Origin of the sequence: Halobellus sp. EA9, from assembly GCF_051195055.1 — an archaeon.
Lineage (GTDB): Archaea > Halobacteriota > Halobacteria > Halobacteriales > Haloferacaceae > Haloquadratum > Haloquadratum rubicundus.
On the sequence record NZ_JBNTJW010000006.1, the window covers coordinates 63,203 to 78,128 of the forward strand.

At 68.7% G+C, this 14,926-nt stretch carries 12 protein-coding genes; 7 read left to right on the forward strand and 5 right to left on the reverse strand.

Going from position 1 to position 14,926, the window contains the following annotated elements:
• Positions 1 to 7 precede the first annotated feature (7 nt).
• From guaA to ppc, 4 genes are all read right to left on the reverse strand, one after another.
• Positions 8 to 925 (reverse strand): glutamine-hydrolyzing GMP synthase, encoded by a 918-nt coding sequence (gene guaA / locus ACQUQ0_RS09140; RefSeq protein ID WP_435184694.1) that lies wholly within the window; start codon positions 923 to 925, stop codon positions 8 to 10.
• Entirely contained in the window at positions 925 to 2,583 is a 1,659-nt protein-coding gene (locus tag ACQUQ0_RS09145) for a CTP synthase (RefSeq protein WP_435184696.1), read from the reverse strand. Before ACQUQ0_RS09145 ends, guaA begins: the two co-directional genes overlap by 1 nt.
• Before the next feature lie 173 nt (positions 2,584 to 2,756).
• A complete protein-coding gene (locus ACQUQ0_RS09150) occupies positions 2,757 to 3,884 on the reverse strand; it encodes a saccharopine dehydrogenase family protein (protein ID WP_435184698.1) in 1,128 nt (375 codons plus the stop codon).
• Positions 3,885 to 4,002: 118 nt separating this feature from the next.
• Complete coding sequence (ppc, locus tag ACQUQ0_RS09155) at positions 4,003 to 6,696, reverse strand: phosphoenolpyruvate carboxylase (protein ID WP_435184700.1); 2,694 nt, start codon at positions 6,694 to 6,696, stop codon at positions 4,003 to 4,005.
• A 241-nt stretch (positions 6,697 to 6,937) separates the two neighbouring features.
• Between ppc and ACQUQ0_RS09160 the strand changes: the two genes are divergently transcribed.
• The 3 genes from ACQUQ0_RS09160 to ACQUQ0_RS09170 all read left to right on the forward strand — a co-directional run bounded on the left by ACQUQ0_RS09160 (position 6,938) and on the right by ACQUQ0_RS09170 (position 10,109).
• A complete protein-coding gene (locus ACQUQ0_RS09160) occupies positions 6,938 to 7,786 on the forward strand; it encodes a ubiquinol-cytochrome c reductase iron-sulfur subunit (RefSeq protein WP_435184701.1) in 849 nt (282 codons plus the stop codon).
• Positions 7,787 to 7,874: 88 nt separating this feature from the next.
• On the forward strand, positions 7,875 to 8,426 hold the full coding sequence (locus ACQUQ0_RS09165) for a DUF7344 domain-containing protein (protein WP_435184703.1): 552 nt from the start codon (positions 7,875 to 7,877) through the stop codon (positions 8,424 to 8,426).
• 192 nt (positions 8,427 to 8,618) lie between these two features.
• Entirely contained in the window at positions 8,619 to 10,109 is a 1,491-nt protein-coding gene (locus ACQUQ0_RS09170; RefSeq protein ID WP_435184705.1) for a DASH family cryptochrome, read from the forward strand.
• A 36-nt stretch (positions 10,110 to 10,145) separates the two neighbouring features.
• On the opposite strand, the gene ACQUQ0_RS09175 is transcribed toward ACQUQ0_RS09170, so the two are convergent.
• A complete protein-coding gene (locus ACQUQ0_RS09175) occupies positions 10,146 to 10,574 on the reverse strand; it encodes a disulfide bond formation protein B (protein ID WP_435184707.1) in 429 nt (142 codons plus the stop codon).
• 180 nt (positions 10,575 to 10,754) lie between these two features.
• Between ACQUQ0_RS09175 and ACQUQ0_RS09180 the strand changes: the two genes are divergently transcribed.
• The 4 genes from ACQUQ0_RS09180 to ACQUQ0_RS09195 are packed head-to-tail and all read left to right on the forward strand — an operon-like array spanning position 10,755 to position 14,917.
• Entirely contained in the window at positions 10,755 to 11,861 is a 1,107-nt protein-coding gene (locus tag ACQUQ0_RS09180) for a branched-chain amino acid ABC transporter permease (protein WP_435184708.1), read from the forward strand.
• Positions 11,858 to 13,210 carry a branched-chain amino acid ABC transporter permease gene (locus tag ACQUQ0_RS09185; protein WP_435184710.1) on the forward strand — a complete coding sequence of 451 codons (1,353 nt, stop codon included), beginning with the start codon at positions 11,858 to 11,860 and terminating at the stop codon, positions 13,208 to 13,210. The genes ACQUQ0_RS09180 and ACQUQ0_RS09185 overlap by 4 nt, the downstream gene beginning before the upstream one ends.
• Positions 13,203 to 14,090, forward strand: a complete 888-nt coding sequence (locus ACQUQ0_RS09190) for an ABC transporter ATP-binding protein (RefSeq protein ID WP_435184711.1) — start codon at positions 13,203 to 13,205, stop codon at positions 14,088 to 14,090. The genes ACQUQ0_RS09185 and ACQUQ0_RS09190 overlap by 8 nt, the downstream gene beginning before the upstream one ends.
• On the forward strand, positions 14,087 to 14,917 hold the full coding sequence (locus tag ACQUQ0_RS09195; RefSeq protein WP_435184713.1) for an ABC transporter ATP-binding protein: 831 nt from the start codon (positions 14,087 to 14,089) through the stop codon (positions 14,915 to 14,917). The genes ACQUQ0_RS09190 and ACQUQ0_RS09195 overlap by 4 nt, the downstream gene beginning before the upstream one ends.
• The last annotated feature ends 9 nt before the right edge of the window (positions 14,918 to 14,926 follow it).

The window sequence follows — 14,926 nt, forward strand, 5'->3', positions numbered from 1 at the left end:
GCCATCGTCACTCGTACTCGATGGTCGCCGGCGGCTTGTGCGTCACGTCGTAGACGACGCGGGCGACGTTCTCGTTCTCGCCGGTGATGCGCGACTGGATGCGCTGGAGCGTCTCCCACGGCAGCTCCTGGGCCCGGGCGGTCATCCCGTCGCGGGACTCCACCGAGCGGACCGAGACGATCCAGCCGTGGACGCGGTTGTCGCCCTTCACGCCCGTGCCCTTGCCGACGACCGCGGCGAACGCCTGCCAGGGGTCGTGGTCTTCGACCTCCTCTTCGACGATGTGACACGCCTCGCGGGCGATCTCGACCTTCTCTCTCGTGACCTCGCCGACGACGCGGATCGCCAGCCCCGGGCCGGGGAACGGCATCCGCTCGGAGATGATCTCTTCGAGGTCGAGCTCGCGGGCGACCCCCCGCACCTCGTCTTTGTACAGTTCGCGGACCGGCTCGACGATCCCCTCGAAGTCAACGACTTCGGGGAGTCCCCCGACGTTGTGGTGTGACTTGATGTTGCCTTCGGACTCGATCCGGTCGGGGTAGATCGTCCCCTGGACGAGGTAGTCGGCCTCCGCCGACGTCGCTTCGCGCTCGAACTCCCGGATGAACTGCTCGCCGATCGCGTGGCGCTTCTCCTCGGGGTCTGTGATCCCCGACAGCGCCTCCAGGAAGCGGTCCTGGGCCTCGACGATCCGGAGCGACTCCATGTAGGAGAACGTCTCTCTGATCTGGTCGGTCTCGCCCTTCCGCATCAGGCCGGTGTCGACGTAGACCGGGGTGAGCCGGTCGCCGATCGCGCGGTAGGCGAGCGCCGCCGCGACCGAGGAGTCGACCCCGCCCGACAGCGCGATCACCGCGTTGGCGTCGCCGATCTGTTCTTGGATCTCTTCGACCGCGTCTTCGATGAACTCCGTCGTGTTGACCATCAGGCTTGCACCTCCGTATCGGACAGTTCGCGCGCGTCCAGTTCGCCGGCGACCGCATCGAGCAACCCCACGAACGGGGGGCTCGCGCGGTCGGGACGGGACCGGAACTCGGGGTGGAACTGCGTGCCGAAGAAGAACGGGTGGTCCGTCCTTTCGAGGATCTCCATCCGGTTTCCGGCCCGCCCGGAGAAATCGAGCGCGCCCTTTTCGAGCTCGTCGATGTACTCGGGGTTGACCTCGTAGCGGTGGCGGTGCCGCTCGGTACAGACCGTGTCGCCGTAGATCCGCTCGGCGAGCGAGCCGCGCTCGATCCGGGTGTCGTGGGCGCCGAGCCGCATCGTCCCGCCCATGTCCTCGACCTCGTACTGCTCGGGCAGGATGTCGATGACGGGGTGGTCGGTGTCGGCGTCGAGTTCGGCGGAGTGGGCGTCTTCGAGCCCGAGGACGTTCCGCGCGTGCTCGACGACCGCCATCTGGAAGCCCAGACACAGGCCCAGGAAGGGCACGTCGTTCTCGCGACAGTACTCGACGGCCTTCAGTTTGCCCTCGATGCCGCGGGAGCCGAAGCCGCCGGGGACGACGACGCCGTCGGCCTTTTTCAGTCTGTTCTCGTGGCGGTCGAGCATCTCGTCGGAGTCGACCCAGCGGACGTTCACCTCGGTCCGCCGCTCGATGCCCGCGTGCTTCAGCGCCTCGTGGACGGACATATATGCGTCTTCGAGGTCGTACTTCCCCACGAGGGCGATGTCGACCTCGCTCGTCCGGTCGCGGGTGACGAGCTCCCGCCAGCGGTTCTCCCGCTCGCCAGGCGCGAGCGCCTCGCCGTCGAGGTTCAGCCGCTCCATCACGTACCGGTCGAGGCCCTCCTCTTCGACCATTAGCGGGACGTGGTAGACGTCCTCGACGTCGGGATTCGAGAAGACGGCCTCCGTCGGGACGTCGCAGAACAGCGCGATCTTCTCCTTCGTCTCGGGGTCGAGCTTGTCCTCACAGCGCCCGACGAGGATGTCCGGCTGGAGCCCGATCGACCGCAGTTCCTTCACGGAGTGCTGGGTCGGCTTCGTCTTCTGCTCGCCGTTCTTCGAGTACGGGACGAGCGTGACGTGCGTGAAGAGGATGTCGCCGTCGTCCTCCTCGTGGGCGAACTGGCGGAGCGCCTCCAGGTACGGCATCCCCTCGATGTCGCCGACGGTGCCGCCGACCTCGACGATGCAGACGTCGGTCCCCTCGGCGGCCTCCCGGATGCGGCGCTTGATGTCGTCCGTGATGTGGGGAATGATCTGGACCGTCTTGCCCAGGTAGTCGCCCGCGCGCTCCTTCTCGATAACGTGCTGGTAGGTCTTGCCCGTCGTGACGTTGTGGTCGGAGGTCATATCGACCCCGAGGAAGCGCTCGTAGTTCCCGAGGTCCAAGTCGACCTCGCCGCCGTCCTTCAGGACGTAGACCTCCCCGTGCTGGTAGGGGTTCATCGTCCCCGCGTCGACGTTGAGGTACGGGTCGATCTTCACCGCCGTCACGTCGAAGCCCGCGTTCGACAGGAGCCGGCCGGTGCTGGCGGCCGTGATCCCCTTGCCCAGCCCGGACATCACCCCGCCGGTCACGAAAATGAACTTCCGACCCAGCGTGGGGTCGTACCCGGTGTCGGGTTCCTTCGGCATACCGAGTGTGCGCGAGACGGCGTCAAAACCGTTTCGGAGCGACCGACGCTCTGTGAGGCTCCCGCACGGTTCTCACCTCATCGATCGGGGCGTACGCCAAACGTATATCAAGAATAAATCCGTATTTCAAATCACGCGTCCACTTTTTCGCCGTCCCGACCTCGACCCGCAGGCTAGTCCGGGGTCGCGGTCGCGGACGCGTCCGAGACGCGCTCGACGACGGTCCCGTCCTCGACGTCGATCCGCTCGACGCCCGGGAGTTCGAGCACGAAGTCCGGCCCGAACGCCGACGCCGGAGTCTGATAGCCTGGGGACGCGTCGCCGTCGAGGACCCGCTCCAGCGCCAGGAGCGCCGACGCCGCCGTGAAGCGGTAGGTCTCGGGCGTCCGGAGCCGGGAGACGACGCGGTCGTCGTCGGTCCGGGCCTCGCCCCAGACGCGCGCCTCGCCGCCCGCCCGCGTCTCGGCGTCGGGCCCGTCGACGTAGCGGTCGATCAGCCACGAGAGGCCGCGCTGGACCGGCGCCGCATCGAGCGCGTCGTCCAGATACGGCGAGAGCTTCATCGCCGCCCGCGCGCCCGACGGGAGCGAGAGGTACACGTCGACGTTCGGGATCCCCGTGGTGTGATAGGCCGTCGAGACGTCGCCCCACGGGATCGAGACCGCCCGCCGGAGCCCGTCTCCGAAGTCGACCACGCGCGTCCGTGACGCGACCGGCTCGTGTCTGAGGTCGCCGTCGCGCCGCACGGCGCCGCCGTCGCCGACGTCGGCGAGGACGGTCTTCAGCGTCCCCGGCGAGACGCCGCCGTCGGCCTCCAGCGCCAGCGAGAGGTGGGTCGCCTCGGGGAGCCGTCGGTGGAGGTGCGCCGCCAGGCAGTCCGTGGGGACGACGTCGAAGCCGACGCCCGGGAGGAGCGTCACGCCCGCGTCCGCCGCGTCGGGACCGCGGCGGCGGAGCCGCTCGAAGACGGCGAGTTCGCCCGTGATGTCGAGGTAGTCGGTCCCGGTCTCGATGCAAGCGCTGACCATCGCGTCGGCCGTCGCCTCGAACGGTCCGGCGCAGTTGAGGACGGCGTCGACGCCGCCGAGGTGGGAGGCCGCCTCCTCGACCGCGAAGGACCGCGCGGGGAGGTCGTGAGCGGTCGCGAGCCCCCGCGTCTTCGAGGGGTCGCGCCCGGCGACGACCGGATCGAGCCCGCGCTCGATCGCGGCCTCGACGATCAGGCGGCCCGTGTAGCCGTACGCGCCGTAGACGAGCGCGCGGGGAGAGTCAGAACCGGATCCGGAGTCGGTGTCGGTCATACCGCGACCTTGGGACGGCGGCGACAAAGGGACACCGACGTTCGGTCGGCCGCGACCGCGCCGCTTGGGGTTCTCAAGACCGGCGGGCGCGACCGCAGGGACCGCGGCGGCGACGGTTTCAGCCGGTGTTCTTCATCCCGGCGGCGATCCCCTTCACCGTCAGGCGGAGGGTCTGCTCCTCGTCGTCGGTGCGGTGGGTCTTCCGCAGCAGCCGCGTCTGCAGGACGTTGAGCGGGTCGACGTAGGGGTTCCGGCGGCGCAGGCTCTCGTCGAGCCACTCGCGCTTGAGCAGGGAGTCGTGGTCCGTCACCTCCAGGACGACGTCGCGGGCGCGCTCGTACTCCTCGCGGAGGTGCGGGAAGAACGCTTCGCGGAGGTCCTCGTCGGCGAGGTCGGCGTAGTACTCCGCGATCTCGAAGTCGGTCCGCGCCAGCGCGAGCGAGGCGTTGTCGAGGGTCGTCCGGAAGAACGGCCACTCCTCGTACATCTCCTGGAGGGTCTCGACGTCGCCGCCCGAATCCAGGTACGCCTGGATGCCGCTGCCGAGCGCGTACCAGCCCGTGATGATGCACCGCGACTGCGTCCAGGAGAACACCCACGGGATCGCACGGAGGTCCTCGACGGTCCGCTCGCCCGACCGGGAGGCCGGGCGGGAGCCGAGGTTGAGGTCCTCGATCACGCCGATCGGCGTCGCCTGGCCGAAGTAGGTGACGAAGCCGTCGGACTCCAGGAGATCGCGGTACTGCTCGCGCGCGGCGGGCGCCATCTCGTCCATCGCCTCGACCCACTCCTCTCTGACGTCCTCTTGGGGCTCGCGGATGGCCTGGTGTCGCGCGCGGACCTGCGCGTTCAGCATCTGTTCGAGGTTGCGCTCGGCGATCTGGGGGTTGGCGTACTTCTCGGCGATGGCCTCGCCCTGCTCTGTGAACTTGATCTGGCCGGTGACGGTCTCGTTCGGCAGCGCCAGCATCGCCTCGTTCATCGGCCCGCCGCCGCGGGAGATCGACCCGCCGCGGCCGTGGAACAACCGCATCCGCACGTCGAAGTCGTCACAGATCTGCGCGAGGCGGCGCTGATTCTTGTAGAGGTCCCAGTTCGCGGCCAGGAAGCCGTTCTCCTTGTTCGAGTCGGAGTACCCCAGCATGATCTCCTGGGTGTCGTTGCGGGCTTCGAGCGCCTGCGCGTACGCCTCGTTCTCGAAGAGCGTGCCCATGATCCGGCGCGCGCCGTTGAGGGCCGACTCGGTCTCCAAGAGCGGGACCACGTCGAGGCCGCAGTGGTCCGGGAGCGCGACGACGCCCGCCTGGTCCGCGAGGAAGAGGACCTCGAGGACGTGGCTCGGCTCTTCGGTCATCGAGATGCAGTAGGTGTCGATGGCGCTCACCCCGAATTCCTGCTGCCACTCGCCGAGCATCGAGAACCGCTGGAGGACGCGCTCGGCCGTCTCGGAGACCTCGCCGGGGTCGTCGAGGTCCAGCACCGGCTCGGACTGGAGGATCGCCTCGGTGAGGACCTCGATCCGCTCTTCCTCGTCGCGGTCGCGGTAGTCGAAGCCCTCGTTCGCGAGCGCCTCGTGAACCGCCTCGGTGTGGTTCTCCTGGTGGTCGCGGAGGTCGAGGCTCGCCAGCGTGAAGCCGAAGGTGTCGACCTGGCGCATCAGCGGCTCGACGTACTCGTCGGCGACGACGTCGGCGCCGGTGGCCCGGAGGCTCCGGTCGATCGCTTCGAGGTCTTCGAGGAACTCGCTCTTCTCGGCGTAGCCGTCCGGGCGGACGTCCTCGATCCGGCGGAGCCGCTCGCGCATCAGCTTCAGCTTCTGGCGGTAGGGCTCGCCGGGGTAGCGCTCTTCGGCCTCCCTGGCGACGCCGGGGAGCCGCTCGCGGTCGGCCTTCAGCGACCGTTCGAGCTCCGCGCCGACGTCGATGCGCCGACCGTCCTGGCTCAGGACGCCCGAGAGCCGCTTGAGCGCCTGGCTGTACTTCTCCAGGACGACGCCGCGCTGGCGCTCTAAGGTGTCGGTCGTGACCTCGGGCGTGACGAAGGGGTTGCCGTCGCGGTCCGAGCCGGCCCACGACCGGAACTCGAACAGCTTCGGGACGTCGACCTCGGGGTACTCTTCGGCCAGCAGGTCTTCGAGCTCGGCGTAGACCTCGCCGACGACGTCGAAGAGGATGTTCTCGATGTACCACTGGACGTTCCGGGCCTCGTCCTGCGGCTCGGGCCGGCGCTCGCGGACCTGCGACGTCTGCCAGAGGCTCGTGACCTCGGCGTCGACCTTCCGCCAGAGCTGCTCGTGCTCGCGGTCGGTGACCCGCCGCTCGTCGAGTTCCTCCAGGCGGTGCGCGATGGAGCGGAGCTTCGCCTTCACCGTCTTCCGCCGCGCCTCCGTCGGGTGGGCGGTGAACGTCGGCTCGATGAGGACGTCGTCGAGCACCTGCTGGACCGTCTCTGCGTCCGCCTCGGATTCGACGAGGGACTCGACTGTCGCGACCAGGCCGTCTTCGAGATCGCCCGACTGGGAGCCCTGGCGGACGACGCGGACACGCTCGCGCTCCTCGGCGAGGTTGATCAGCTCGAAGTAGGTGGTGAACGCCCGCGCGACGATGCTCTCTCCCTGCGGCGAAAGCGCCTCCAGGATCCGATCGAGCTCCTCGCGGGAGTCCAGTTCGCCCTCGCGGTAGGAGATCGCCGAATTTCGGATGTCTTCGACCGTCTCGAACGCGCCCTCGGAGGTCTGCTCGGCGAGTACGTCGCCGAGGAGGGCGCCGAGCTCCCGGACGTCCTGTTTGACGTCCCTGCTGTGTAAATCCATATCGCACGATATACTGTCACCCGAGTAAAAACCTCCGAGTCGTAGAGAATATTGCAGCCACCGAATCCGAATATCTCGTTCGGCTTACACGGTGAGTACTATCCGTCCGAGATATGGGAACAAGATGTACGAGGAGCGACTCGAGGCACATCGGCGCGATCCGGGCCGGACCGGACTGACCCGCTCCCCCCTCCACCGGGGGTTTCGTCATCCTTTTTACCGGCGGGACGAACTCTCGCGTATGAGCGAGCGCGACAAGTACCCGGCAGATTCCGGCCGCCGTCGGTTCGTCAAGGGTGTCGTGGGCGGCGCGGCACTCGCAGGCGTCGGCGCGACCGGTGCGGCCGCGATCAACTCCGCGACGCAGGCGTCCGGCGCGGGCGGCGGGGCCACGCAGGCCTACGCCATCGAGAACATCGACGGTCCGGCGCCGCGGGGGATGCCCCAGATCCCCGTCGAGATCGACGACGAGGGGTACCTCAAGGGCGTCTGGCCCAAGGTCAAGACCGTAGAACAGGGCGGCGTCTCGGTCAAGATCGCCGAGACGGAGGACTTCAAGGGCTCCGGCGTGACGTACTCCTCCGCGTGGTTCCAGTACTGCGGCGTCGAGTCCTACGCGGGGATCGAACCGTCTTACGACTCTGACAACTACTTCCGCTCGGGGTCGAACCCCGGCTACGAGTGGCAGAGCGAGGCGTACTCCGAGGGCGACAGGCTCCACGTCGACGACTTCTCGAACTACAAGACGTGGGGCAACGGCGTCGGCAAGGCCGGCCTCGGCAAGCCCGCGACCGGGCGCTGGCGCTCGGAAGACGCCGAGGACGTCATCCCGATCCAGGTCATCAAGTCCGAGCAGGTGATGGAGATGGCCAAAGACGATCCGTGGCTCAAGGCCTCCACCGAGGAGGGCTTTATCGCCTGGCTCAACAAGTGTACGCACTTCTGTTGTGTTCCACAGTACAAGATGGAGGGCTCGGCGAAGTTCAACGCCCAAAACGACGTCTACTGCCAGTGCCACCAGTCGGTGTACGACCCCTACAGCGTCGTCCAGACGCTGTTCGTCGCCCGCCCGCGGCCGACCGACTCGTAGGCGTCTGGCGTCTCCCGTTCGCCGACGGTCGCGTTCCCGTCCCTGATCGGACACATTCATGTAGGTCCCCACCCGATAGTACAGTACGATGAGTGCCGGGGAGGCCAAGGCCGGAGCAACGAGCGATGGGCTAGCGGCCTCCGAAATCCACGACGTCCTCCGCAACGACCGCCGCCGACTCGTCCTCGAACGGCTCCGAGCGGGCGAGGGCGAAGAGACGGTCTCGGACCTCTCGGAGCACATCGGCGAGATCGAGTCCGGCGAGTCGCCGCCGCCGCGCAACGTCAGACAGAGCGTCTACGTGTCGCTGCACCAGACGCATCTCCCGAAGCTCGACGACCTCGGGATCGTCGACTACGACCCCGACGCCAAGACGGTCGCGCTCGCGGACAACGCCGCCGACGTCGGGGTCTATATGGAGGTCGTCCCGCAGTACGGCATCTCCTGGGCGGAGTACTACCTCGGCCTCGGGCTCCTCGGTCTCCTGGCGCTCGCCGCGACGGCGGTCGGCGCCCCGCTGTTCCGCCAGTTGCCGCCGAGCGTGATCGCGCTGCTGCTCTCGGGGAGCCTGGTCGTCTCCGCGGTCTATCAGCTCCTCGAACAGGAGAGCTCGCTGCTGCACCGCCTCCGGGGCGAGTGAGCGTCGTCGCCGTGACGTGAGCGGACAGCCGGCGCGACCGCACCGCGTCCCCGAGCCGTCGCCCCGGAACACCCGCTTTCCGCCCCGGGGCGAGCGTCAGATCACGGCGTGGGTGGTCCCGACCCGTACACGAACGCTCGTGTGATCCCGACGGCCGACAGTATCAGGTGTCTCGCCGACGCGTTTCCGTCGATGACCGAGTCCGAGACGACGACGGCGATCGTCTGGTTCCGCCGCGACCTCCGGCTTCACGACAACCGGGCGCTCGCCGCCGCAGCGGAGGCGGACCGCCTCGTCCCGATGTACTGCGTCGATCCCCGGCGGTGCGGCAGCCGCTCCTACGGCGGTCCCGAGCCGTTCGCGTTCCAGCGACTCGGCGCCCGCCGGGCGCGGTTCCGCCGGGAGTCGCTCGCCGCGCTCCGCGAGCGGATGCGCGAGGCCGGCACGGACCTGCTGATCCGCCGCGGCCGTCCCGAGCGCGTCCTCCCGGCGCTCGCCGCGGACGTCGGCGCCGGAACCGTGACGTTCCACGACCTGCCCGCGCCGGAGGAGCGGTCGGTGCGGGCGGCGACGGTGGCGTCGCTCCGCGACCGCGGCGTGACGCCACGGCGGTTCTGGGGGCGGACGCTCCACCACCCCGCCGACCTGCCGACGCCGTACACGGCGATCAGCGACACCTTCACCGACTTTCGGAAGGCCGTCGAAGCGGAGTCGCGGGTCCGCGCGCCGCGACCGAGCCCGTCGCTGCCGCCGCTGCCGACCGACGACGACCCGACCGTCTCGGATCCGCTTCCGCCGGGAGAGCTGCCGTCGGTCGCGGAGCTCGTCGAGGGCGAAATCGAGGCCTCCGAGCGGGACGACCGCGCCGCGCTCGATTTCCGCGGCGGTGAGGACGCCGCGCTCGATCGGCTGTCGGCGTACCTCTGGGACGGCGACCACCTCCGAGAGTATCGGGAGACGCGGAACGGTCTGGTGGGCGCGGACTACTCCTCGAAGCTCTCGCCGTGGCTCAACGAGGGCTGTCTCTCGCCGCGGCGCGTCCACGCCGCGGTGGAGGCATACGAGCGCGAGCGCGTCGCGAACGACTCGACGTACTGGCTGCTGTTCGAGCTCCGCTGGCGGGACTTCTTCCAGTTTCAGGTCCTGAAACACGGCGGGCAGTTCTTCGCGCCCGGCGGGCTCAGGCGCCGGGACGTCGAGTGGCGGTGGGACGAGGACGACTTCGGGCGCTGGGCCGCCGGCGAGACCGGGATCCCGTTCGTCGACGCGAGTATGCGGGAGCTGAACGCGACGGGCTACCTCTCCAATCGGGGGCGACAGAACGCCGCGTCGTTCCTCGCGAACGACCTGCGGCTCGACTGGCGGCGTGGCGCCGCGTACTTCGAGACCCGCCTCGTCGACTACGACCCCGCGTCGAACTACGGCAACTGGGCGTACGTCGCGGGCGTCGGCAACGACTCCCGAGAGCGCGCGTTCGACGTCGTCTCGCAGGCCAAGCGGTACGATCCCGACGCCGAGTTCGTCACCCGGTGGCTGCCGGAACTGGCGTCGCTGCCGCCGGAGCGCGCCCGCGAGCCGTGGACGCTCTCTCCGGCCGAGCAGGCCGACTTCGGCGTGGAGCTCGGCGTCGACTACCCGCGGCCGATGATCGATCCCGCATCGTCCGGCGACGACCCGGTGTGAGGCCGCCGAGCAGGCGATGACCGCGAGGTCGGTGACCTACCACCCGTCGGCGGGCTCTCGGGCCAGCCACGCGAGCGCCGCGAGCGCCGTCACGAGAACGAACGCGACGAGCGAGAGCCGGGGGATCGTCAGCAGGCCGTCGAGCATCGGGTAGAGGATCGACGAGCAGCCGCCGTCGACCGAACAGGTCCCGCCGACGCTCGGCCGGACCTGGAGGACGACGTGATACGCCGCGATCGCGGTCCCCAGGAGCGACAGCGGGAGCACCGTGCGCGCGACCGCGGCGCGGTCTTCGATCGCAGCGACGCCGAGTACGACGACAAGCGGGTACATCAGGATCCGCTGGTACCAGCAGAGTTCGCAGGGGACCAGCCCGAGGCCGAGGCTGAAGTAGAGGCTCCCGGCGGTCGCGACGCTCGCGACGAGGGTCGCGAGGCCGAGGCCGAGCCGGGGTCTCGATGGCACGTCCGCGTGCAGACGGCGGGGGCGCTTGAACGGATCGGTCTGGGATCGGGACCGGCATCGTCGCGGCGACCGCGACCCCCGCAGACGGCCCGAAACTGTCAGGATCGACGGCGATGATATCGATGGGAAGAAAGACTTATCATCGCTTCCGAACGCGAAATATCGTGAGGATAGTTATCAATGGGGATCGCCGAGACATACACACGCGGACGGCAGTTCGCGGTCGCGCGGCCCGGGTCAGTCCTCCTGGCGCTCGTCGGGACGGTACTGCTGTTCGACCTGCTCTACGGCCTCACGACCGGGAGCTACTCGTTCAGCAGCGTCGGCTCGCTGGTCTGGGACGGACTGATGCGCGGGCTGGTGATCGGTCTCGCGGGCATCGGGCTCTCTATGACGTACAGCATTCTGAACTTCGCGAACTTCGCGCACGGTGATTACATCACCGCGGGCGCGTTCTCCGGCTGGGCGACGACGTACCTCGTCGCCGGCCTCGGTCGGGCCGACGTGGGGGCGCTGCTGCTGGTGGGTGCCGGCGGCTCGGTCTTCGGCGGGACGCTCGGGATCAACGTCACCGGAACGCCGCTGGCGATCGTCGCCGGCATCGTCGTCGCCGGCGCGTCGACCGTCCTCCTGGCGCTCTTCGTCGATCGGACCGTGTTCAGTCCGCTCCGGGACGCCGACGGCATCACCCTGCTCATCACCAGCGTTGGCGTGGCGTTCGCGCTCCGGTACCTGATCCTCTTCGTCTTCGGATCGAACGTCCGCGGGACGACGGCACAGCCGCCGTCGGTCTCGCTGTACTTCGTCGACGGGGTCGTGCGCGTGAGCGCCCACGACGTCGCGCTCGCAGTGGTCGCTGGCGGTATGATGCTCGGCGTCCACTTCCTCTTGCAGCTGACGAAGCTCGGCAAGGCGATGCGCGCGATGGCCGACAACGAGGACCTCGCGCAGATCACGGGGATTCCCACAGAGCGGGTGGTCCGCGCGGTATGGGTCATCGGCGGCGGCCTGACCGGCGTCGCGGGCTATATGTTCATCCTCTGGAAGGGGACGATCAGCTTCAACGACGGGTGGCTCCTCCTGCTGTTGATCTTCGCGGCCGTCATCCTCGGCGGCATCGGTTCGATCTACGGCGCCATCGTCGGCGGGCTCGCCATCGGGCTGACGTACTCGCTGTCGGTCGTCTGGATCCCGTCGACGTTCTCCCGAGCGGCGGCCTTCCTGGTGATGATCATCCTGCTCTTGGTGAAGCCCGAGGGGCTCTTCTCCGGGAGGTCGACGGCATGAGCGTACGCGACGACGTCGCCGAACGGATCCCCGGCGGCGACGCCGGCCTCATCGTGGCCGTCCTCGTCGCCACCTACGCCGCGTACGTCCTGATCGGCGTCGGCCTCGGCTACTCGCTGCGGGGACAGTTCAACACCATCGCGACGCTGACGTTCTACATCGCGGTCTTCGCGATGCTGGCGCTCGCGCTCAACCTCCACTGGGGCTACACCGGGCTCTTCAACATCGGGATCGTGGGTTTCATGGCGGTCGGAATCTACGTGATGGCGCTGTTCGCCAAGCCGGTGTTCCAGCCCGGCGGCGCGGCGCAGGTCGGCGGGCTCGGTCTCCCGATCGCCGTCGGGATCGTCGCCGGGGTCGTCGCGGCGGCGCTGCTGGGTCTGGTGATCGCCCTCCCGGCGCTGCGGTTGCGGGCGGACTACCTCGCCATCGTCACGATCGCGATGTCCGAGATCGTCCGCTTTTCGTTCCTCTCGGGCGAGCTCTCGCAGTTCCGGCTGTTCGGCGCGCGCGTCGGCTTCGGCGGCGGGTCGGGGATCATCCTCAACTACACGGACCCGCTGACCGCCTTCTTCGACTTCGTCGGTCTGGGCGGCGCGTACGCCGGCTTCGTCGACGCCTTCAAGGTGCTCGTCCCGAACACTCCGAAGCCCATCGTCGACGGGCTCGTCTACGGCGTCGTTCTCCTGTCCTTCGTCGCCCTCTATTACTGGCTCCTGAAGCGCACCGGCGAGTCGCCGTTCGGCCGGGTGCTCAAGGCCATCCGCGAGGACGAAGACGTCGCGAACTCGCTGGGCAAGAACACGAACCGCTTCAAGATCAAGGCGTTTATGCTCGGCTGCGCGCTGATGGGCCTGGCGGGCATCCTCTGGTTTATGCGCAGCGGCGCCGTCACGCCGAACACCTTCCGGCCGCGGATCACGTTCTTCGTGTGGATCGCGCTCATCATCGGCGGCGCGGGCTCGAACACCGGCAGCGTCCTCGGCGGCGCGGTCTTCGCCGCGCTGCTGTATCAGGGGCCGCGGTACCTGAAGAACCTCGTCGACACTGTGCTGCCGAACGCCAGCGCGCCGCCGGGCTTCGGCCCCGCGATCGCGCCGCTGATCTCGAATCTCAATCCGGCGCCGCTGTTCTTCTACACGATCGACAGCATCCGGCAGCTCCAGCTCGTGTTTATGGGCCTGGTGCTGATCTGGCTGATGCACAACCGCCCGGAGGGGATGCTCGGCCACCGCAAGGAGACCGCCGCGGGCATCCCGCTGACGTCGTCGAACGCCGGCGACACCGCCGCCAGCGCCAGCACCGACGGCGGCGCCGCGTCGTCGCCGGGAGGTGACGGCGATGAGTGACGCCGCCTCCGACGAGCAGGACGCGGGGTCCGCCGCGGCTGGCGCCCCCGACGACGTCGACGCCGAGCCGGGCGGGCTGAACCTCGGCACCGGCGGCCCGTCCGTCTCCGAGGAGTTCCCCCTCGTCGTCGAGGATCTCCGGAAGTCCTTCGGGGGGATCACCGCCGTCGACGACGCGTCCTTCCGAGTCGAGCGCGGGAGTCTCACCGGGCTGATCGGCCCGAACGGCGCCGGCAAGTCGACGACGTTCAACCTCATCACCGGGATGTTGGAACCCGACGCGGGGAGCGTGACCTTCGACGGCGAGGACATCACCGGCCAAAAGCCACACACCATCGCGAACGAGGGCCTCGTCCGGACGTTCCAGATCGCCCGCGAGCTCCAGGAGATGACGGTGCTTGAGAACATGATGCTCGCGCCGAAGCACCAGCGCGGCGAGGCGCTGTGGCGCTCCGTGACGCCGGGCTTCCGCGGCGACGTGATCGAACAGGAGTCGGCGCTGCTCGAACGGGTCTGGGAGGTGCTGGAGTTCTTCGAGATCGACCACATCGCCGAGGAGTACGCGGGCAACCTCTCGGGCGGCCAGCGGAAGCTGCTGGAGCTGGCGCGGGCGCTCCTGACAGACCCGGACATCCTGCTCTTGGACGAGCCGTTCGCCGGCGTGAATCCGTCGCTGGAGCGTCGCCTGCTCGACCACATCCACGAACTGCGCGAGCAGGGCTACACGTTCCTGCTCGTCGAACACGATATGGACCTGATAATGGAAAACTGCGAGCGAGTGATCGTCCTCCACCAGGGCAGAGTCCTCACCGAGGGCACGCCCGCGGAGATTCAGGCGAACGAGGAAGTCATCGAGGCCTACCTCGGAGGGAACGTATGAGCGCCGACGCGCAGGGCGACGACGCCGGCGCCGATCCCGACGTCGCGGCCGACAGCGCGGACATCGCGGACGACCCGGACGCGGCCGACGTCTCGCGGGACGCGATCCCGGAGTGGGAGGCGGAGTCGCTGCTGGAAGTCCGCGGCCTCGACGCTGGCTACGGCGACCTCCAGATCCTCACCGACGTCGACCTGGACGTCGCCGACGGGGAGTACGTCACCATCGTCGGTCCCAACGGCGCCGGCAAGTCGACGGTGATGAAGTCCGTCTTCGGGCTGACGAACCTGATGGGCGGCACCGTCACCTTCGAGGGCGCGGACATCACCGGGCTGCGGCCAGAGGAGATCATCCACGAGGGGATCGGCTACGTCCCGCAGAACGACAATATCTTCTCGACCCTGACCGTCCGGGAGAACCTCGAAATGGGGGCGTACATCCTCGACGAGATCCCGCAGGACGCCCTGGACGCCGTCTTCGATCGCTTCCCGATCCTCGAAGAGCGGCAGGCCCAGAAGGCGGGGACGATGTCCGGCGGCCAGCAGCAGATGCTCGCGATGGGCCGGGCGCTGATGCTCGAACCCTCGCTGCTCCTCCTGGACGAACCCTCGGCGGGGCTCGCGCCCGACCTCGTCGACGACATGTTCGACCGGATCGACGCGATCAACGACGACGGGACCGCGGTCCTGATGGTCGAACAGAACGCCAAGGAGGCCCTCCGGCGCTGCGACCGCGGCTACGTCCTCGCGAACGGGCAGAACCGCTACATGGACGACGGCGACGCGCTCCTGAACGACGAGCAGGTCCGCCGGGACTTCCTCGGCGGATAGCGGAGGTCT

Coding starts and splice junctions, on each gene's coding strand:
- ACQUQ0_RS09145 (WP_435184696.1), bottom strand. CDS start 2,583: ATGCCGAAGGAACCCGACACCGGGTACGACCCCACGCTGGGTCGGAAG.
- ACQUQ0_RS09170 (WP_435184705.1), top strand. CDS start 8,619: ATGACCGAGTCCGAGACGACGACGGCGATCGTCTGGTTCCGCCGCGAC.
- ACQUQ0_RS09165 (WP_435184703.1), top strand. CDS start 7,875: ATGAGTGCCGGGGAGGCCAAGGCCGGAGCAACGAGCGATGGGCTAGCG.
- ACQUQ0_RS09160 (WP_435184701.1), top strand. CDS start 6,938: ATGAGCGAGCGCGACAAGTACCCGGCAGATTCCGGCCGCCGTCGGTTC.
- ACQUQ0_RS09195 (WP_435184713.1), top strand. CDS start 14,087: ATGAGCGCCGACGCGCAGGGCGACGACGCCGGCGCCGATCCCGACGTC.
- ppc (WP_435184700.1), bottom strand. CDS start 6,696: ATGGATTTACACAGCAGGGACGTCAAACAGGACGTCCGGGAGCTCGGC.
- ACQUQ0_RS09185 (WP_435184710.1), top strand. CDS start 11,858: ATGAGCGTACGCGACGACGTCGCCGAACGGATCCCCGGCGGCGACGCC.
- ACQUQ0_RS09150 (WP_435184698.1), bottom strand. CDS start 3,884: ATGACCGACACCGACTCCGGATCCGGTTCTGACTCTCCCCGCGCGCTC.
- ACQUQ0_RS09180 (WP_435184708.1), top strand. CDS start 10,755: ATGGGGATCGCCGAGACATACACACGCGGACGGCAGTTCGCGGTCGCG.
- guaA (WP_435184694.1), bottom strand. CDS start 925: ATGGTCAACACGACGGAGTTCATCGAAGACGCGGTCGAAGAGATCCAA.
- ACQUQ0_RS09190 (WP_435184711.1), top strand. CDS start 13,203: ATGAGTGACGCCGCCTCCGACGAGCAGGACGCGGGGTCCGCCGCGGCT.